Here is an 18,459-nt window from a genome sequence, read left to right on the forward strand (position 1 = left end):
AGTGGGTCAGTTAACACTGGCAGATAACGGACGATCCGCCAGCACAATGGGGTGCCCCCGGGAGCATTGTTCAATGCGGGCCTCGATACCATAGGTTCGGGCCAACAGTTCTGGCGTCAGCACCTGTGCCGGCGTGCCGAGCACAGCCTGGCCGCCGGGAGACAACACCAGAACCTGGTCGCAATAGCGCAGGGCCAGATTGAGATCATGGCTGGCCACCAGGGCAATCGAGCCGGTCCGGCTGGTGGCGTCACGCACCGCGTTGAGCACGTTGAGCTGCCAGTGCAGATCCAGAGCGCTGGTGGGCTCATCCAGCAGCATCAATGGCGTCTGACGTACCAGTACCTGAGCCAGCCCCACCATCTGGCGCTGACCACCAGACATTTCCGATAGCCGCCGAAGCGCCAGTTGCCGGATACCCAGGGTGTCGAAAACCTCTTCAATCGCCAGCTCGGTCTCTTCCCGGGACCAGTCACCGCGGGCGGAGCGACAGGCGCTGAATACGGTCTCATAGGCCACCAACGGAATGGCCTGGGGCAGTGGTTGCGGCAGGTAACCGACACGACGAATACGATGGTGGGCCGTCATCGCCGCAAGGTTTTCCCCGGCAAAGGTCATGGTGCCGGCAATCGGCAGCAGGCCAGCAATGGATTTCAGCAGCGTGGACTTGCCCACGGCGTTAGGGCCAACCACGGCGACCAGTGCGCCCGCGGGTATCTCCGGCAGAGTAAGCCCTGTGAACACGGATCGATTCCGGTAACCGGCGGTGACGGATTGCAGCTTCAGGGTCACAATGCGGCCCTCCTGCTACGGCCGATGATCAGGGTGATGAACAGCGGGATACCCACCAGGGCGGTCACAATCCCCACCGGTAATACCACTCCCGGTACCAGTAACTTGCTGGCGATAGATGACAACGACAGCAGGACGGCCCCGGCCAGGGCGCTGCCCGGCAACAGAAAGCGATGATCTTCACCCAGCATCAAACGAGCGATGTGGGGCGCCACCAGGCCAATAAACCCGATTTCGCCAACGAAACACATGGCCGCCGCGGTCAACAGGCTCACCCGCATCAGCACCACCAGGCGCATGCGCTCCACGCGGATACCCAGACTTCGGGCCTGCTCCTCACCACTGCGCAACAGGGTCATGGCCCAGGCATTACGAAGGGAAAACGGCAGGCACAGCGCAAGCACCAAGGCGACAATGGCCACTTTGTCCAGACTGGCCCGAGCCAGGCTACCCATGGTCCAGAACACAATCTGCTGAACCGACTCGGCATCGGCCATGAACTGGATCAGGCCCACCACTGCGTTGATGCCGAATAACAGGGCAATACCAAACAGCACCACCGCATGCACCGAGGCCCCCAGGGTGCGTGACAGTACCAGAATCAGCAGCGAGGCAGCTGCGGCAAATACAAACGCGGAAAGAGGCAACAATACATGGGCCGCCACCCCCAATACCGAGATATTGAAAGCAATCACCAGCGACGCCCCCAGGGTGGCAGCCGCACCGACGCCCAGGGTAAACGGGCTGGCCAGCGGATTATTCAATACCGTCTGCATCTCCGCCCCGGCAAGGCCAAGGCAAGCGCCGACCACCACCGCCATCAACGCGTAGGGCAGCCGGATATCTTCAATGATTACGCGGGTGCCGGCATCGATACCCTCAGGGTTGAGTAGTCCTCTGAACACATCCAGCAATCCCAACATCGACGGCCCGCTGGCAATATCCACCAGCAGTGCTGTCATCGCCGCGAGGGTCAACCCTCCCAGGCATAACACCCGGCGCCAGACAAAACGCCGATAGTCATCGGCCAGCGAGGACGCCCTGGTGTCAGACGATTTCAGTCCCGCATCTTGCCTATACTGCACGGGCGTCATTTCTGCGCCTCCCCGGCTGTCACCCAATAGACTCCGTCAAGCGGCACTGGCTGGAATCGCCGGTAGAATTCCGCCAGGGTCGCACCTGGATCCAGCTCACCAAACGCTGCCGGATGGAACCACCGGGCCAGAGCCTGGACCGCCACCACGTTCATGGGCGTGTTGTAGAAGTGGTGCCAGATAGCCATGGCCCGCCCCTCTCGAATGGGTTTTACCGCTCGCAGCCCCGGACGATCAGTGGCCCGGAGAAGGGATGCCCTGGCCGTCTGCTCATCAATACCGGCCCCTAGCATCACGTAAGCATGGTCGGTTTCGGACGCCTGATAGCGTCGGGAGCCAATAGCAGTGGCTACGTAACGCCGGGGTGGCTCACTGATCAGATATTCCAGATTGAGCACACCACTGACCCCGGGAACCCGGCCTTGCGCCACATTCTTACCGCCAGCAGCCTCGATGAAGTGCCCCATCATCCCCGCCACCATGGTCTCACAGCAGTTGTCATGCCGACCCAGACGACTGTGCAGGAACACGCTGGGCCAGTCGCTTCGCGGAATCTCGGCCACCACGCCGGTGACCCGGGCAAGCTGTTGCTGGTAGAACCGGTTGAAGACCTCGGCCTCATCCTGACGCCCGAGAACTTCGCCCAGAACAGCCATGCTCCTGGGTGTATTGACCAGAGGATCCTGCCGAAAATCGATAAACACCACTGCCACGCCCGCTCGCTGAAGGCTATCAATCAGTGCCCGGTTATGGGCGCCGGGACCGTGGCCCTCGAGACTGAAGATGGCCAGGTCAGCCCCCATGGCAAGCACACTTTCCAGACTGAAACTGTCAGCCGAGGTGTGCCCCACCCGGGGAATATCCGCCAGTGACGGGAAAGCTTTCAGATACTGCGCATAGCCGCCCGGATCCGTCATTTCGAAATCCGGTAACAGCCCCGCAAGACGGTCGGGCAGGTGCTCTCCCTCCAGTATGGCAAGCGCGGGAATGTAGCGACTCTCTCCCAGGATCACTCGCTCGACACGGTCCGGCAGCTTTACCGTCCGCCCTGCCAGATCGGTAACCGTGTCCGCCGCCAGGGAGAGCTCAGCCAGTAAACAGAAAACGCCGCCCATCAGGGCGGCTATGATTTGGTAACGCAACATCACGGGCCTCAGAACCGCATGGCCAGGCCAACACGGATGTCCCGCCCCGGCTCCGGCATGCCAACGATTCCCTCATAGTCCTCAATATGCTGGTAATCGGCATTGCTGGCATGAGCCAGGTACTGCTTGTCGCCGACGTTCTTGATGGTCAGACTCAGGCGCAGATCCTCATTGCCGGTGGGTAACCAGTGCAGAAACAGGTCGTGCACACCGTATCCGGGCTTGTCGATGGTGCCAACAGAGGTGTCCAGATTATCGATACCCTCAACAAACCGGCCCTGCCAGCCAAACTCCAGGTTTCGATCCCAGCGGTACGCCAGGTCGGCAATCCAGGTATCTCCCATGGTGTTACCCAGCAGATTGTGCTCGTACACCGTCAACGGCTGGCCATCCACTTCGGCATCGTTACTGTGGAAGCTCAGTCCGGCGGAAAGTGCCTGCCATTGGTAACCGGCCGAGATCAGGTAGCCGTCAGACTCGAGATCACCGATGTTCTTGTAGATGGATTCCCGGAACGGCAGCAACGGATCAGCAATGGCGTCCTTGATTTCAGAACGGTACACCTCGGCCGACAGCCGGAAAGTCTCGTAGCGGTAATCGAAACCGACCTCGGTATTCCGGGCTTTTTCGCCTTCCAGATCCGGATCGTTTTCAGAACCTTCCAGCTTGAAGGCGTCCTGAGTGGTTGGCCCCCGGAAGGCTTCGGCATAACCAGCTTTCAGGGTGAGACCGTCCACCACCTCCCAGGCCAGGTTGGCATTCGGGCTGACCTCGTCTTCACTGAAGCGCTGATCATCATTGTCCTTGAGCCGGTAGTCGTCATAACGGGCGCCGGCACTGAACAGCAGACGGCTGGTGAGCCATAGATCGCCCTGCAGGTAAACGCCCAGCACTTCACCGGTCTGTTGCTCGGCCCGCTTGTCCTCCTGATACCCCGCGTTCACCTTGTCCTCACGATAATCAACACCGTAGGTCAGGCTGTGCTCGCCAAAACGACTGGTATTACGAAGGTCGCCGCCGATGTTCCGGCTAAACCCGAAGTAACGGCCCCAGCGATCCTCAACGTTCTGTTCGATGTCAGACTCGGTGTGGTATACGGTTGCCTCAAGATCCACCAGGGCATTGCCTGCAGGAGCGTATCCGTAGTTGAGGGTAGTGGTGTCCCGTCGGCCATCCAGTTCGTAAAGGCGATTGAAACTACTGACAACCCATTGTGGACGCTGGGGCCGTTCCCCCTCATCGGTACGTACTTCATGACTGAGCTTGATAGTCTGATCGGCCGGCAACTGGCCCACCAGTTTCGCAAACCCCAGCTGCTGACGGGCATCACTGCCGGCAATACGGTCGCCACTGCCATCCTTGAACGGCTCGTGGTCACTCTGGCTGACAGACACCAGAGTGCTCCAGTTATCACTCAGCCGACCAAAGGCCGTGCCACTGGCCTTGTAGCCATCGGTGTTGGAGAAAGAGCCGAATTTAACCACGGCCCCGGCGCTTTCGCCTGGCCGCAACAAATCGTCCGGATCCTTGGTAACAAAGCGGATTGATCCGCCCAGGGCGCCTGCTCCTTCGGTGGCCCGGCCAGCCCCGGCATTGACTGCAACCTGCTTGAGCAACTCCGGCTCCACCGACAGTCGACCGGAGTGATGGAACAGTGCCCCAGCCTGGGTGGCACCATCCACGGATACGTTCAAGAGCGGGTCTTCAAAGCCTCGGACATAAACTTTCTGGGCGATGCTGTTGGACCCACCAACGCTCACGTCTGGCTGGCCCGCAAAGACGTCTTCCAGATCGTCCGCCTGGAAACGCTCTATGGTCTCTGCATCGATCACAGTATCGGCGTCCGCCTCACGGTCTGCGGTTACCTGAATAGGATCCAGGGAAACCGGCTGTGCATGAGCCAGAGGTGCTGCCATCAGCGCCAGCCAGAGGGTGTTGCGACGAAAGCGCCGGGGTTGTTTCATCGGTGAGGAATTTGCCATCACGACCGCACTCCATTATGCAAATGATTCGTATTTGGAGTGCATTCTCGATAACTTGTGTCGCGAAGTGAACCAGTTTTACATTTGTTACATCCGGACTGCAGGCAACCACAAATGCATCGCCAGACCACCGTTCCCCGCGAGATTACAGGCCCGGATTCGCCCCCCTATGGCATCCAGATGCCGGCTTGCCAGCGCTAACCCCAGGCCATGGCCAGACGGCACACTTTCCCGGATCCGTGTGGCACGGAAAAACGGCCGGAAGATCGCCTCCAGTTGCTCGGCCGGAACACCCGGCCCGTCGTCCTCCACCGACAGCCGGTACCCACCGGCTTCCTCCTGCAGCCGTATCATTACCGTGCCACCGGCCGGCGTATACTTGCAGGCATTACGGACCACATTTTCAATGGCCTGTGCCAACGCCCGATGACTGGTACCCCGAATCTCCGCCTGTTCCGGAAGCTCGGTCCTGATATTATGCTCCGGGTACTCGTAGCGGGCGTCTTCCGCAATGGTATCCACCAGATCGGTCAGATCCAGATCCTCCTGGTTGAGCTCCGGCTGCTCGTTCTCCAGCCAGGCCAGGGTCAGGGTGTCCTCCACCAGGGCGCGCATCAGATCGCACTCCCGCCGTATCCGGGGCAGGAAATGCTGGGTATCGATCCCTTCCTCTACGCAACTGATGGCCATATCAATCCGGGTCAGGGGCGTTCGCAGCTCATGGGAGAGATCGGAGATCAACCGGCGCTGGGACTGGATCAGATCGCCGATCCGCTCAGCCATCTGGTCAAAGGTCTCTGCCAGCGCCGTCAGTTCGTCATTTCTGTTACCTAGCAGAGCCCTGGCTCTGGCGCCCAGATTACCCTCACTGAACTGACGGGTTGCCAGTTCCAGCTGGCGAACGGGATTCATCAGGTGCCGGTAAATCACCAGACACAATGCCAGCAGCACCGTCAGTGGCAGGGCAGCTTTCAGGAATAGCCGCGCCTCCGGCAGGTAAGCGCCCGGCCGCATACGCTGAGGCAGGGTAATCAGGAAATGGGTATGGCCATCGGCGAAGGTAAGATCCATGATCGGGTTTTCGGTGAAATACAGATGGATCTTCCATTCCACGTTGCGTCCAAGCCGAAAACCCTCCTGAAACTGTGATGACAGTTCACTGCCAGCCAGCGGCTGTATCTCGGACCGAACCACCGCCGCCCAGGTGTTTTCGTCCTGTTGCAGTTGCTCCAGCCAACGGGCAAGGGCCTGTTCGTCGCCGGCCAGGTACAGACGCTCTGCTGTGTGCCCCCAGTCTTTCAGGGTCTCCTGATGCTTGCGGGCAATAAAACTCATCTGCTGTTCAGTAGTGGCCCCCAGAAAGGAGATTACCCAGAACAACACCAGCGTTCCCAGCGCCAGGGTGCCTGACAGCTTCCACCACAAACGACGATTCACTGGAAGCAATACCCCTTGCCGTGCACTGTCTGCAGTCGGTCACCGGCAACGCCGGCCTCCACCAACTTGCGACGCACCCGGCTCAGGTGCATGTCCAGGCTCCGATCGTAGCGACTGAACTCTTTCTCCAGCACCACCTGGTAGAGATAGGGTTTGCTCAACGCTTCGCTCTGATGCAACACCAGAGTCCAGAGCAGGCGAAACTGGATGGGAGTCAGCGAGACCGGATTACCCTGAAAGCTGACGGTCATGGCATGACGATCAAGCTTTAACTCACCGGCAGCCAGTGTGGCAGGGTCTGCGCGCTGATCGGTTTCGCCCAGGGTGCGTCGCAGCAACGCCTCAATTCGCAACAGCAATTCGGTGAAACTGAAAGGTTTTGGCACATAGTCATCAGCCCCCTGCTGATACCCCATAATGCGCTCTTGCTCGGCACCACAGGCGGTCAGCATCATGACCGGGGTCTGGCGGGTTTTACGGAGCTTCTCCAGGAATTCGAAGCCGTTCATGCGCGGCAGCAGCACATCCAGAAGAATCAGATCCAGCCGCTGCCCCATAGCGGTGATCAGTGCCTGATCGCCCTCGTAGCTCTGCACCACCTGGTAGCCTCGGGACGCCAGCAATCCGGACAGCTGATCACTGAGGGACTGATCGTCTTCGACAATCAGGATTTTCGGATTTCGGTCGGCCAGTGTCGCCATGGTTTGCCACCCATTGCCAAATGATAATGCATATCATATGCAACGGATGACGGTAGCTCAAGTGCAGGATTCACTCAGCGGGTGCGGCAAGCGCCTCCTGCAGCAAAGCCAACAGGTGAGCGGGCATGCCCTCGGCCAGCTTCAGAGCGGCACTGTGGCCACGGGGTGTCATTTTTCCCCAGGTCCGGCGCACAATGCGCAGCCATTTTTCTTTGTCGTAATCCGGGTTGTCTTCAAAGAATTGCGCAAAATAGCGCTCCAGAAACACCATACACGCCACATCTTCCAGCAACTGGGTGTCTTCGTCTTCCCGCAGTTTACGCTTGGTCAGAATGGTTTCGACCCGTTCGCACTCCGCTTTCGGGTAACCGCAAGCCGCCATGATCTCCGCTGCCCGGCGACCATGCATGCGGCCGCAGGCCTGACGCCATTGATAGTAATTCTTGCGGCCCTCACCATAGTCACTGCGGGGCATGGTCCAGCGCTCGATATGTTGGGCCCGACAGGCGATCTGCATGCGCTCGGAAGGTTCCGGCTCCAGTTCAAACAGCCAGCGGGTCATGTGCAGGCTGTAGGCGTATTCCCTGGGAAGGGATTCACCGCCTATTTCCTCACGGTTGGGATCCTGCTGGTTTGCCTGGTCGATGGCATTAATCGCACATTCCAGATTGGCACTGTTGCTCATCATTCAATCCTTCAAGTCGCACGGCTCGCTCCTGGCGCCCCCGTGTGAACAGGGCGCGCCGTTCCATCAGGCGATACTATCAGCCGGCCGGACTTCAGGTCACCGGCAAACTTCAGACCTGCGCCGAAGGCCGCGCCTTGATCCGGTCGAACCAGGCCTGCAGGTGTTCCTGTTCCGGCTTGATACGGATATTGACCACCCGGGCAAAGGCCACAGTGGTGAAAGCGTTGATGTCGGCGGCGGTAAACCGGTCACAGCACAGGTATTCCTTGCCCTCGAGCTGCTTGTTCAGGAAATGCATGAATTTCTCGACGCCCTGGCCGCACTCCTCCCCCCACTCCTTGATGGGGTTCATCCGGTCCTTGAAATAGCCGGTGGTGTGCTGAAAGCACATGCCGGTGGGCATCATGAAATAGAATTCGATCCAGCGCAGCCACTGCTCCACCAGGGCTTTCTCCAGCGGTGATTCACCCAACAGACTGGGCGTGTCCGGATAGCTTTCCTCAAAATAGCGGCAGATGGCCATGGTTTCGGCAATGGAGGTGCCGTCATCCAGTTCCAGCACCGGCACTTTCTTCATCGGATTGCGGGCAACAAAGTCCGGGCTCAGGTTCTCCCCTTTTTCAATATCCACCTGCACCAGTTCAACCTGGTCCAGCAAGCCTTTCTCGGCCAGGAACATGCGCACTCGGCGTGGGTTGGGGGCGGTTCGGGTTTCGAAGAGTTGCATCTTGTTATTGGCTCCGTTCACTCGTTGAATTGACGCCAATGAGCGTGACCGCAAAAAACAGTTGCGTCAAGCAACCGCTATTGACCAGGCAACCAATGTTCCATCTGCTGGATGATCCATCCGGGTTCATCCAGCGGCAAGTCGTGCCCGGCATCCGGATGCAGCCGAAGCGTCCAGCACCAGCGCCGTTCCAGTTCGGCGCTGCAATGCCAGTGCACAATACGGTCACCCTTGCTCGCCAGCAGCAGGGCGTCTGCCATGGGCCGCTGCGGCAAGGGCTGAAACCGGGCTGCCGCCCGCAACTGATTGAACGCCGTACGATAGTTGACAGGACGCTGGCGCTGGATGCTGTACCAGGCTTTGCACAAAGACAGTGGAATCTCTCGATTGGACGTCAGGCGCAGAATATCCCGCTCCCGGTGAAACAGCTCTCGACGGGCCAGTAGCTGAGTCACGCGCGGCCAGGCCAGCGGGCGCAAGCGTTTCCAGAACGGGCTGAAACCGGAACTGGTGTTGACCAGAACCAGGTGCTGCAGCTCCCCGGGTTCGGCATGCTGGGCCCAGTCAAGGGCCACCATACCGCCCATGGACAGCGCCAACAGGCTGAACGGCCTGGGTATATGATTGACCTGCTCACAGACGCGCCTGCGAATCTCAGGGATAGTGTCAGGAGAATCCTCGCGGAACAGTGTGCCGGTGCCCGGCAGATCAATGGTGTGGAACCGGTGTTCCGGAAAGGCCGAACGAAGCTGTGCCGGGAAGTCGCCCCAGTGGCCCTGCTCCCGGGTAAGGCCTCTCAGAAGGATCCAGTGCATGTCATCGGCTATCCCTGTACCAGTGCATAATGGCAGCTTCCCTCAGCATGGACTCTTCATCCGCCCCCGGCAACCAGTTCTCATGACTGGCAGCGGCGTTCAACAGGAAATCAATCCACGGCATGTGACTGCGCAACACCCTTTGGTGTCGGTGCGGAACCAGTGGGTTGAAGAAGCCTTCCAGCCGAAACAGCTGACGCGGGCGTTTACGAATCCAGCGCCAGGATCCCATTTCCAGGGTGAGCGGCAGAAAAACACCGTCGCTGGTTCGGTTAACCTGTTTGTAAAAGTAGTCCCATAGATCACCATGGGTCAGATAGTGGGCAGATTGCGGCTCAAACCGGTACGTGTGATTGGGGTAAGCCTGTTCCCAGATCAGTTTGAGCGCCATGACCGAGCCAATGCGGCGCATGGGCCGGCGGCGATAGGCGTAGGGAAACCAGATCTGATCCTGCCAGCCAAACCCGGAGTGGCAATCCAGCGCCAGACTGAATGGACGACCCGGGAGCAGTTCCCGGATCACCGACTCGAGGGCCAGGTTCTCGGCTTCCATCCCCTGTTCGGGATCACCGGTATACCAGGGCAAGCGTGGTGAAAGCCGCTGCCCTCCCAACAGGAAGGCACTGCGATCCTGGGCCGTGATCGGCGCATTACGCATCAGATCAACCCCGTTCGGATTGCTGCGCTGGTTCAGGTACATGCCGCCCGGGTTCAGCATGGGCAGAAGCGTGATGTGCACCCGCTCCAGAAGCGCCTGTACGCTGTCATCCCAGGCCAGGCGGGCCAAAAAAGAAGACAGCCACGCCATCACCACCTGCGTGCCGATACGCTCAAGCCCATGAACTCCGCCAATCAGCATAACAACGGGCGCATCCTTGCGGTCGGTGCCCAGGTCGACCCGATAGACCGGCAGTTCAAGGTCGCGAACGTTCACCCGGGACAGTACCGAACTGGAGACACCTTCCGGCGCCTCCGCCAGCAGCCGCTCGAGCTGGATCAGCTCCGGCAGGAAAGTGCGAAGCCTTCGTTTCTGGCCTCTGTCCCGGCGGGCTTGCTCCGCTGGTATCACAGCGTGGGGCGTCAATGCTTTCAGTTCGGTCATTTCAGGCTCTCTGGCAACGGCTGCTGACAGTGTGCGCCAGAAATGCTTCAGTCCGTTGACAGTGCCGAACCTGTTATTGCAAATAGTACGCAAGGGTATACTATGAAAATGCACCTTCGCAGATTACCGTGACCCAGTCCGCTCATGCCCAGATTCCCGTTGCTCATCCTGGCCCTGTTGATGGCCGCCTGCTCACCCGATGAGGCTACAGAACCAGGGCGGCATGAAGCCACGGAAAGCGCCACGCGTCAGCAACCTGCCCCCCACCCTGATCAACACCGGATCATTCTCGCCGCCGACCCCTGGTGCCCCCATAACTGCCGGGCTGGTGCGCCGGAGGAAGGTTATATGGTGGATATTGCGCGGGAGATTTTTGCCGCATCCGGCTTTGACGTTGAGTACAGAAACTATGGCTGGGCCCGTTCCCTGAGCCTGGCCCGGGAGAACCGGATTGATGGCGTTATCGGCGCCCTGAAAGGCGACGCCCCGGACTTTGTCTTTCCGGAGCGCCCCATGGGCACCGCCCGTATCGGCTTGTACACGCATCCGGAGAGTCAATGGCAATACCGGGGGCTGGAGTCGCTTAACGGAAAAACCCTGCTGGTGATCAACGGTTACTCCTACTCTCCGGAGCTGGATCGTTATATTACAGACTATACCGATGATCCCGAACGAGTGTGGGTCCTCTCCGGAGCAGCGCCCCTCGGGCGAGCCCTCAGACTACTGGCACAGGAACGTACCGATACCTTCGCCGAAGACCAGGCGGTCATGAGCTGGTTTTTGCGGGAGCATTCAGGATATCCACCTCCAAGACTGGCCGGGATCGCCCACCAGGCCCCCGTCTACATCGCCTTCTCGGCTGGCAACTCAAGATCGGAGGAACTGGCCAGACTACTGGATGCAGGTCTGGCCAGGCTGGCTGAAACTGGCCGTCTGGACGTGATCAAGGCGTCCTACGGGCTTTCCACCTCAGACTGAAAAGCCTTTATGGTATCGCCAGCGGGTGTTTGCAGCAGCAATTCACCATGCCGGCCGATCCGGCCATCCGTTACCTCTTCCAGCAGCTCCAGGAAACGCCTTTCCTGATTCATCAACGCCGGCGCACAGGCCATAATGGTGGTGGCCTGGAGACTGAAGGACAGCCCTTCTCCCGTCAGGTTATAACTTCCCATATAGCGATTACAGGAAGCCCGGCCAGCTACCCGGTTGTCCGCCAGAAACCTCAGGGTCATTCTGGAGCGGTCAATAATGCCGGCACCGGCAAGGTCTTCCACCACCCATTCGGCACCCCGGAACAGTCGCTGACGATCCCCGCCACAACCCTCAAACGTCTCATCGCCGAGTGTCAGACGCACCTGAGCCGGATACTGAGCACCGGCCATCTGGTCTTCACACAACTGATGAGCGATCCGCACTTCCATCCGCTCGTCACCCAGCGTGGCTTCATAGGCGCGACCATGACGATTGGCAAGAATCTCGTTCAGGCGGATATCTTCGGTGACTTGCTGGTCGTAAGGACGGGTCAGCCGCATCTGGCCATTCTCGATGACAACAGACCAGAACGGTTCCGTGCCTATCCCACGAAACGAGGATTCAATGGCGCCCGGCTCCAGGCACTCGGGAAGCGTCTCGCCACGCAGGCTCAGCGTTGCCCGCTCCCCCTTGCTCCAGAACCGGGTATCCGGGTCGCCGGGCGCGACAAACAAGGCGCCGGAGGCGCTCTCGGCCGGCTTGAGCAGAACCCGGCGATTCAGGTATTCCAGCCCTACCAGTTCGTCGTCACCGGAGCTGGTGACCGTAACTTCGAGCTGGCCACACTGGTAACGGCCAAACTCCGACAGGCCCGTTTTCGTCGGGTTGGAGACACAGGCACTGATCAGTGCACCCGCAAGAACCACGACAGACAGCGATACACCTTGTCGCAAAAACATGAACACATCCTCTGTTGTTCCAGACTACAAGTCGCCATTGTAGAGATTCCATCCTGGATTCACCACGATCGAGGCAAAGCGCTGAGGCAGAAGCGTATCTGTGTCACGTCATCGCCAAGGCGACCGGAACTACTCCTGTTCAGCGGCTGGCGAGGCCAGGATGGTAACGCCCTGCCCGGTCTCAAGCACCAGACGGCCATCTGCGGCGAACTGATACCCGTGAACGTCGCCCAGCAGTTTCAGAAACCGGTTTTCCTGCTGCATCAGGGTCTCGGGGCAGGCCATTCGCGTCGCGGCCATCTGGGAAAACACCAGTTCTTGACCCTGAATGTGCCAGCCTCCGTTGTAACGGTTGCAGGACGATGAGCCAAACACCCGCCCTTCATCGGTGAACCCGATGGTAACCTCACTACCCTCAAGCACCGGCTCACCATCAATCTCTTCCACCAACCACTCGCTACCGGCCAGCGACCCGGGCTTTCCACCCTCTTTCTCGGCATTGAGGGAGCAGCCCCAGAGCGACCCGGTAATCAGCAACATCGCCATGACATTCTTTGCAAGACTCATATAACCCCCTGATAGATAGTGAGATAACCATTACATTCTACGCCTGCCGTCTTGGGAATTCGCATACAGAAAGGTTAATCTTGAGTTACCAGACATCCGGAGCAACACCATGGCGATCAAACTCTATCAGTTCTGCATTTCGCACTACTGCGAAAAGGCGCGTTGGGCCCTGGACTACAAGGGCATCAACTATCAGACCGTCAACCTGCTCCCGGGCCAGCATGTAAACACCATTCGCAAACTGACCGGGGCCGAGTCGTCTGTACCGGTACTCGAACACGACGGCCAGATCATCCAGGGCTCCGGACATATCCTGGATTACCTCGACAAGGTCTTTCCAGACAAGCCCCTGTTGCCGGCGGATCCAGACCTTCAGGCCAGGGTTCTTGAATGGGAACAGAAGCTGGACGAACAGGCCGGCCCCGCTCTGCGCACCTGGGTGTACCACTATTTTCTGCAACGCCCGAAAATAGTGGTACCCATGCTGGCAGCGGGCACACCATTCTATAATCGTATCCTGCTCAGCCTGGCCTTCAGCCGGGTTGATGAGATCATGCGCAAGTGGATGAAGATCAATCAGAAAACCGCCGATACCTCACAGGCAACCCTCGAGGCTCTGGTTAAAGAACTGGCCGAGATCTATCAGCAACGTCCGTTCCTGGTAGGCGATCAGTTTACCCGCGCCGATCTCACTGCCTGCTCGCTGCTGGCGCCGTTGTTCCAGCCGCCCGAGTACCCGGTGCCATGGCCAAAGCCGGGCAGGGTTCCGAAGCCTGTGCAGGCCTGGCTATCCGAATGGCAGACTGCCATCGATCCCATCGCCGCGGTGTATCGCCAGAACCGGTGACGCTGGCCAGGCGGTGGCGGAATAGGCCAGCAACCCTGGCGCAATAGGACATCGCCTTTACCCGACGCTGTGCGATGATGACTCCCAACAAAAATAATTCGGGGAGCAGCCATGGTGTTGATCGACATGATGCGGACAGTGCTGGAAGACAGCGGGCTGATCAGCCTCTGGCAGTTCCTGGCCCCCTGGCTGGCTCTTGACGAACGACAGCTGATTTTCGTCATCGCCACCCCCGTGTTCATTGCAGTTACCTTGTGGGAATACCTGAAGATACGGCATGACCCACGGTTGATGAACGTGCCGGAGGCTATTCGCAACTTCGCCCTCGGTGCCGGCTACCAGGTTACGGAGCTACTTTTTGCCGGCCTGATCGCCTTTCCCGTCTACGCGCTCTGCTATCACTATCGCTTGCTGGAACTGGAGCTGAACTGGGCGACCGGATTTCTGACCTTTCTCGGCGTGGATTTCTGTTTCTACTGGATGCACCGTGCCAGCCACCGCATGCGCTGGTTCTGGGCCGCCCATGTAGTCCATCATTCGTCCGAACGCATGAATTTCTCCACCGCCATGCGCCAGAATGCCACCAACATTTTCAACGGCATGTGGATTTTCTATTTGCCCATGGCGCTGATCGGTTTCAACCCGGTGTGGATCGGCATCGCCTATGCTTTCTCCCTGGTGTACCAGTTTTTCGTGCATACCACGCTGGTGGGGCACCTGCCGGCCTGGGTCGAATTCCTTTTCAACACCCCGAGCCATCACCGGGTACACCATGGCCGCAATCCGGAATACATCGACCGCAATTACGGTGGCACACTGATTATCTGGGATCGCCTGTTCGGAACCTTTGTCCCGGAGAGCGACAGCAACCCACCGGAATACGGCATTACCCGGCAGATTCATTCCAATAACCTGATTGTGCTCTGGACCCACGAATATGTGGACATGTTCCGCGACATGGCCCGCCCCGGCAGCTTATTGTCCCGTCTTCAGCATTTATGGAATCCGCCGGAGTGGCAGCGCCCGGCACCTCAGAACAACAACAAGGATGCGGGCCGAAACCATGACCGAACACCCTCTGACGCTGAATACCCCTGATGGCCACACCATTGCCGGACGGCAATACCTGCCGGCACAGCCAGTTGCCATTCTGGTGATCAGCCATGGCATGGCGGAGCACGGTGATCGCTACCAGGAGCTGGCCCGCTGGCTCGGGGCTCACAACATTCTTGTCATCACCTATCACCACCGGGGTCATGGCCCCCACTGCCCGGCTGAACACCAGGGGCATTATGCAGACCAGGACGGATGGCAACGGGTGGTGGGCGATCTGGCGCAAGTGGTAGAGACTGCCCGCAAGCAGCATCCAGGCCTGCCAGTAAATCTGCTCGGCCACAGCATGGGCTCGTTCATCGCTCAGAGTTATGCCCAGCAATACGGCGACCGTATCAACGCCCTGATCCTCAGTGCCACCAACCGCATCCACCGGCCCCAACTGCTGGCCTCGCGGCTACTGGTTAACCTGATTGCCGGCGTCCGTGGCCGGCGCCATCGCAGCCGGCTCATCGGCAAGATGACCTTTGGCCAGTTCAATCGTGCTTTCCGGCCCAACCGTACCGGCAGCGACTGGCTGAGCCGTGACCCCGACCAGGTAGATCACTACGAAGCTGATCCTTCCTGTGGTTTCGATTGCACCGTGGGGCTCTGGCAGGACTTCATTGGCGGTATGCTGAGCATCCGGCCGGCAACCTGGAACCGGGATCTGCCGGTGCATTTGCTGTCCGGCACCGCCGATGCCGTGGGCGAGATGGGGAAAGGCGTCCGCCAGCATTTTCAGACCATCCGGGAGTCGGGCATCGAGCAGGTAACGCTGCGGTTGTTCGACGGCGGGCGCCATGAGATGCTCAATGAAACCAATCGCATGGAAGTGTGGCAATACGTGCTAACCTTATGCCGTATTCAGTCGCCCGCTCGGTCGGAGGCCGGCGATCTGCTACTGGCCCAGTCACTACCATAAGGAATCGCTATGAGCCGCCGTACCTGCTGGCGTTTTTTCCGTTTGCTGGCAATCTGGCTGCTTCTGCCCCTGAGCAACGCCCATGCGGGGAATCTGACCCTCGCCGTCGCTGCCAATTTCACCGATACCACCGCCAGTCTGGTGGAGACATTCGAGGCCTCAACCGGTCACCAGGTCACCGCCAGCTTCGGCTCCACGGGCAAACTCTACGCCCAGATTCGCAACGGTGCTCCGTTTGATGTGTTCATGGCTGCCGATGCCCAACGCCCCCAGTTGCTGGAATCCGAGGGGATGGCCGTTCCCGGTTCGCGTTTCACCTATGCCAGAGGCAAGCTGGTGCTCTGGAGCCCTGAGACCGCGGCCTTTATCTCTCCCATCGCCTACCTGAATGAACAGCCGTTCTCGCGGCTGGCGATCGCGAATCCCAAAACTGCCCCTTATGGCCTGGCCGCACAGCAGGTCCTGGAACACCTGGAACTCTGGTCACCTCTGCAACCCAAACTGGTCCGTGGCGACTCCATCGCCCAGACCTTCCAGTTCATTGCCAGCGGCAATGCCCAGGCCGGGCTGGTGGCGCTGGCTCAGGTCAAAGCCTGGCCAGATCAGGACGGAACACTCTGGCGAATTCCTCAAAGCTATTACGCCCCCATCAACCAGCAGGCGATTCTGTTGAAGCGTGGTGCCGACAATACTGCCGCCAGAGATTGGCTTGCCTTCCTGCAATCCCCTGACGCTGTTGCGATTATTCAGGGCTACGGATACGACACGGCGGACTGATGCTGGAAACCTATTGGCAGCCGGTCTGGCTGACCCTGAAGCTGGCCTCACTGACAACCCTGGTACTGCTGCTGGTGGGAACCCCCATCGCCTGGTGGCTGGCGCGATCCCGGCACTGGCTGCGCCAGCCCATCGCTGCTGTCGTCGCCTTGCCACTGGTCCTGCCGCCCACGGTGCTCGGATTCTATCTTCTCCTACTGCTTGGCCCGAATGGCTGGGTCGGCCAACTGACAGAACGTCTTGGCCTTGGTTTACTACCGTTCACCTTTGAGGGCCTGGTAGTGGCCTCGGTTATCTATTCCCTGCCCTTTACCGTGCAACCCCTGCAGAATGCTTTCGAAAGTATCCGTGAAGGCTTTCTGGAGACCGCCGCCACCCTCCGGGCCGGGCCCTGGGACCGGTTTTTCTTTGTGGTGATTCCGCTGGCCCGCAACGGCTTCATCACCGCCAGCGTGTTGACCTTCGCCCATACAATCGGCGAGTTCGGCGTCATCCTGATGATTGGCGGCAATATCCCGGGCGAGACCAAAGTGCTGTCGGTGGCCATCTACGATCACGTGGAATCCCTGGAGTACACCCAGGCCCACTGGTTGGCTGCGGGCATGGTGGCGTTTTCCTTCATCGTCCTGGTGACCCTGTACGTCCTCAATGGCAGGGCCCGGGCAGGGGCACTGCGATGAATCCCACAGCCATCGAGGCACGTTTTATCTGCCGCTTTCCCGGATTTGAACTGGATGTCGACCTGAAGCTACCCGGCAACGGGATTACCGCTTTATTCGGTCACTCCGGATGCGGCAAAACCACGCTGCTCCGCTGCATCGCCGGGCTGCAGCAGGCTCACGGACAGCTTTCCGTATTGGGCACGCCCTGGCAGAAAGACAACCTGTTCAGACCGGTTCATCAGAGGCCTCTGGCCTATGTGTTCCAGGAAACGCATCTTTTTCCCCACCTGTCAGTACGCCGAAACCTGACGTTCGGGCAGCGCCGGGTTCCGGCACAGGACCGCCAGATCCGATTTGACGATGCCGTCTCCTGGCTCGGGCTGGCCCACCTTCTGGAGCGTATGCCTGCCAGACTGTCCGGGGGCGAACGACAACGGGTTGCCATTGCCCGGGCCATTCTCACCAGCCCGCGACTGCTGCTGATGGATGAACCTCTGTCGGCACTGGATCAGAGCTCAAAGCAGGAGATACTGCCCTACCTTGAGCGGCTGCGCGACCATCTGGCCATTCCGATGATCTACGTTTCCCACTCCACCAGCGAAGTGGCGCGCCTGGCCAACCACATTGTAATGATGGACAACGGGCATGTTATCGCACAGGGACCGCTGCAAGAGACTCTGGCCCGTGTGGACCAGCCGTTTCGGCTGGAGGAAGACGCAGGCGTACTGGTTCAGGCAACACTGGATGCGCTGGATGAGCCATGGCATCTCGCCCGTTTCAGCTTTGATGGTGGCAGCTTGTGGCTACGACAGGATCCGCGCTTCCGGCACGGTGACCAGGCCCGCATACAGGTACTGGCAAGAGATGTGAGTATCGCGTTGACGGAGCATCGCGACCAGAGTATCCAGAATTTGCTGCCGGCGCGGGTGGACCACGTCGAGACTGACGTCACCCCCGGCACCACCCTGGTGCGCCTGCTGGCTGGCAATACTCCGTTTCTGTCCCGGCTCACCAGCCGCTCCGCGGCCCAGCTGGCACTCACACCTGGCCAGCCGGTGTGGCTCCAGATCAAATCGGTTGCCCTGGTGGACTGAACGACTTCTGGCCCCTTTGGCCACAGAGTGTGACCAGTGATATCGCTACTCTGGCGTTTAAACACACTATGCCGGGAGCGG

19 protein-coding genes are annotated in these 18,459 nt (G+C 59.4%); 7 read left to right on the forward strand and 12 right to left on the reverse strand.

The genetic code is table 11. From position 1 onward, the window contains the following. Positions 1-6: 6 nt before the first annotated feature. From C7436_RS10515 to C7436_RS10560, 10 genes are all read right to left on the reverse strand, one after another. Positions 7-792, reverse strand: a complete 786-nt coding sequence (locus C7436_RS10515) for an ABC transporter ATP-binding protein (RefSeq protein WP_121207785.1) — start codon at positions 790-792, stop codon at positions 7-9. Continuing rightward, positions 789-1,886, reverse strand: a complete 1,098-nt coding sequence (locus C7436_RS10520; RefSeq protein ID WP_121207786.1) for a FecCD family ABC transporter permease — start codon at positions 1,884-1,886, stop codon at positions 789-791. Before C7436_RS10520 ends, C7436_RS10515 begins: the two co-directional genes overlap by 4 nt. Next, the gene (locus C7436_RS10525) at positions 1,883-3,031 is read right to left on the reverse strand and encodes a TroA family protein (RefSeq protein WP_121207787.1); all 1,149 of its coding nucleotides are present in this window, start codon (positions 3,029-3,031) and stop codon (positions 1,883-1,885) included. Before C7436_RS10525 ends, C7436_RS10520 begins: the two co-directional genes overlap by 4 nt. 8 nt (positions 3,032-3,039) lie before the next feature. Further along, positions 3,040-5,013, reverse strand: a complete 1,974-nt coding sequence (locus C7436_RS10530; RefSeq protein WP_121207788.1) for a TonB-dependent receptor domain-containing protein — start codon at positions 5,011-5,013, stop codon at positions 3,040-3,042. An 87-nt stretch (positions 5,014-5,100) separates the two neighbouring features. Further along, the gene (locus C7436_RS10535) at positions 5,101-6,450 is read right to left on the reverse strand and encodes a sensor histidine kinase (RefSeq protein ID WP_121207789.1); all 1,350 of its coding nucleotides are present in this window, start codon (positions 6,448-6,450) and stop codon (positions 5,101-5,103) included. Next, on the reverse strand, positions 6,447-7,151 hold the full coding sequence (locus C7436_RS10540; protein ID WP_121207790.1) for a response regulator transcription factor: 705 nt from the start codon (positions 7,149-7,151) through the stop codon (positions 6,447-6,449). Before C7436_RS10540 ends, C7436_RS10535 begins: the two co-directional genes overlap by 4 nt. A gap of 70 nt (positions 7,152-7,221) precedes the next feature. Continuing rightward, positions 7,222-7,839, reverse strand: coding sequence for a DUF4202 domain-containing protein (locus tag C7436_RS10545; RefSeq protein WP_011786946.1), 618 nt, complete (start codon positions 7,837-7,839; stop codon positions 7,222-7,224). 109 nt (positions 7,840-7,948) lie between these two features. Then, on the reverse strand, positions 7,949-8,566 hold the full coding sequence (locus C7436_RS10550) for a glutathione S-transferase family protein (protein WP_121207792.1): 618 nt from the start codon (positions 8,564-8,566) through the stop codon (positions 7,949-7,951). 77 nt (positions 8,567-8,643) lie between these two features. Then, the gene (locus tag C7436_RS10555) at positions 8,644-9,381 is read right to left on the reverse strand and encodes an alpha/beta fold hydrolase (RefSeq protein ID WP_121207793.1); all 738 of its coding nucleotides are present in this window, start codon (positions 9,379-9,381) and stop codon (positions 8,644-8,646) included. Position 9,382: 1 nt separating this feature from the next. After that, positions 9,383-10,483: a M14 family zinc carboxypeptidase gene (locus tag C7436_RS10560; protein ID WP_121207794.1), complete on the reverse strand. Its 1,101-nt coding sequence runs from the start codon at positions 10,481-10,483 to the stop codon at positions 9,383-9,385. 144 nt (positions 10,484-10,627) lie between these two features. Between C7436_RS10560 and C7436_RS10565 the strand changes: the two genes are divergently transcribed. After that, positions 10,628-11,461 carry a substrate-binding periplasmic protein gene (locus tag C7436_RS10565; RefSeq protein ID WP_121207795.1) on the forward strand — a complete coding sequence of 278 codons (834 nt, stop codon included), beginning with the start codon at positions 10,628-10,630 and terminating at the stop codon, positions 11,459-11,461. Here the strand turns inward: C7436_RS10565 and C7436_RS10570 are convergent. Beyond that, positions 11,437-12,414 (reverse strand): META domain-containing protein, encoded by a 978-nt coding sequence (locus C7436_RS10570; protein WP_121207796.1) that lies wholly within the window; start codon positions 12,412-12,414, stop codon positions 11,437-11,439. The genes C7436_RS10565 and C7436_RS10570 overlap by 25 nt on opposite strands. Positions 12,415-12,543: 129 nt before the next feature. Next, the gene (locus C7436_RS10575; RefSeq protein ID WP_121207797.1) at positions 12,544-12,981 is read right to left on the reverse strand and encodes an META domain-containing protein; all 438 of its coding nucleotides are present in this window, start codon (positions 12,979-12,981) and stop codon (positions 12,544-12,546) included. 109 nt (positions 12,982-13,090) lie between these two features. Here C7436_RS10575 and C7436_RS10580 point away from each other — a divergent pair, with 109 nt between their 5' ends. The 6 genes from C7436_RS10580 (at position 13,091) to modC (ending at position 18,378) form a co-directional block, all read left to right on the forward strand. Next, positions 13,091-13,828, forward strand: coding sequence for a glutathione S-transferase family protein (locus tag C7436_RS10580; protein ID WP_023009512.1), 738 nt, complete (start codon positions 13,091-13,093; stop codon positions 13,826-13,828). A 111-nt stretch (positions 13,829-13,939) separates the two neighbouring features. Then, a complete protein-coding gene (locus C7436_RS10585; RefSeq protein WP_041656521.1) occupies positions 13,940-14,926 on the forward strand; it encodes a sterol desaturase family protein in 987 nt (328 codons plus the stop codon). Then, positions 14,892-15,845 carry an alpha/beta hydrolase gene (locus C7436_RS10590; protein ID WP_121207921.1) on the forward strand — a complete coding sequence of 318 codons (954 nt, stop codon included), beginning with the start codon at positions 14,892-14,894 and terminating at the stop codon, positions 15,843-15,845. The genes C7436_RS10585 and C7436_RS10590 overlap by 35 nt, the downstream gene beginning before the upstream one ends. A gap of 9 nt (positions 15,846-15,854) precedes the next feature. After that, the gene (modA, locus tag C7436_RS10595; protein WP_121207798.1) at positions 15,855-16,622 is read left to right on the forward strand and encodes a molybdate ABC transporter substrate-binding protein; all 768 of its coding nucleotides are present in this window, start codon (positions 15,855-15,857) and stop codon (positions 16,620-16,622) included. Then, positions 16,622-17,302 (forward strand): molybdate ABC transporter permease subunit, encoded by a 681-nt coding sequence (modB, locus tag C7436_RS10600; RefSeq protein ID WP_022993172.1) that lies wholly within the window; start codon positions 16,622-16,624, stop codon positions 17,300-17,302. Before modA ends, modB begins: the two co-directional genes overlap by 1 nt. After that, positions 17,299-18,378, forward strand: coding sequence for a molybdenum ABC transporter ATP-binding protein (modC, locus tag C7436_RS10605; protein ID WP_121207799.1), 1,080 nt, complete (start codon positions 17,299-17,301; stop codon positions 18,376-18,378). The genes modB and modC overlap by 4 nt, the downstream gene beginning before the upstream one ends. Positions 18,379-18,459: the final 81 nt, after the last annotated feature.

The sequence above is a fragment of the Marinobacter nauticus genome (assembly GCF_003634635.1).
In the GTDB taxonomy this organism is placed as follows: domain Bacteria; phylum Pseudomonadota; class Gammaproteobacteria; order Pseudomonadales; family Oleiphilaceae; genus Marinobacter; species Marinobacter nauticus.

Coding starts and splice junctions, on each gene's coding strand:
- C7436_RS10520 (WP_121207786.1), bottom strand. CDS start 1,886: ATGACGCCCGTGCAGTATAGGCAAGATGCGGGACTGAAATCGTCTGAC.
- C7436_RS10525 (WP_121207787.1), bottom strand. CDS start 3,031: ATGTTGCGTTACCAAATCATAGCCGCCCTGATGGGCGGCGTTTTCTGT.
- C7436_RS10530 (WP_121207788.1), bottom strand. CDS start 5,013: ATGGCAAATTCCTCACCGATGAAACAACCCCGGCGCTTTCGTCGCAAC.
- C7436_RS10540 (WP_121207790.1), bottom strand. CDS start 7,151: ATGGCGACACTGGCCGACCGAAATCCGAAAATCCTGATTGTCGAAGAC.
- C7436_RS10545 (WP_011786946.1), bottom strand. CDS start 7,839: ATGATGAGCAACAGTGCCAATCTGGAATGTGCGATTAATGCCATCGAC.
- C7436_RS10550 (WP_121207792.1), bottom strand. CDS start 8,566: ATGCAACTCTTCGAAACCCGAACCGCCCCCAACCCACGCCGAGTGCGC.
- C7436_RS10555 (WP_121207793.1), bottom strand. CDS start 9,381: ATGCACTGGATCCTTCTGAGAGGCCTTACCCGGGAGCAGGGCCACTGG.
- C7436_RS10560 (WP_121207794.1), bottom strand. CDS start 10,483: ATGACCGAACTGAAAGCATTGACGCCCCACGCTGTGATACCAGCGGAG.
- C7436_RS10565 (WP_121207795.1), top strand. CDS start 10,628: ATGCCCAGATTCCCGTTGCTCATCCTGGCCCTGTTGATGGCCGCCTGC.
- C7436_RS10570 (WP_121207796.1), bottom strand. CDS start 12,414: ATGTTTTTGCGACAAGGTGTATCGCTGTCTGTCGTGGTTCTTGCGGGT.
- C7436_RS10575 (WP_121207797.1), bottom strand. CDS start 12,981: ATGAGTCTTGCAAAGAATGTCATGGCGATGTTGCTGATTACCGGGTCG.
- C7436_RS10580 (WP_023009512.1), top strand. CDS start 13,091: ATGGCGATCAAACTCTATCAGTTCTGCATTTCGCACTACTGCGAAAAG.
- C7436_RS10585 (WP_041656521.1), top strand. CDS start 13,940: ATGGTGTTGATCGACATGATGCGGACAGTGCTGGAAGACAGCGGGCTG.
- C7436_RS10590 (WP_121207921.1), top strand. CDS start 14,892: ATGACCGAACACCCTCTGACGCTGAATACCCCTGATGGCCACACCATT.
- modA (WP_121207798.1), top strand. CDS start 15,855: ATGAGCCGCCGTACCTGCTGGCGTTTTTTCCGTTTGCTGGCAATCTGG.
- modB (WP_022993172.1), top strand. CDS start 16,622: ATGCTGGAAACCTATTGGCAGCCGGTCTGGCTGACCCTGAAGCTGGCC.
- modC (WP_121207799.1), top strand. CDS start 17,299: ATGAATCCCACAGCCATCGAGGCACGTTTTATCTGCCGCTTTCCCGGA.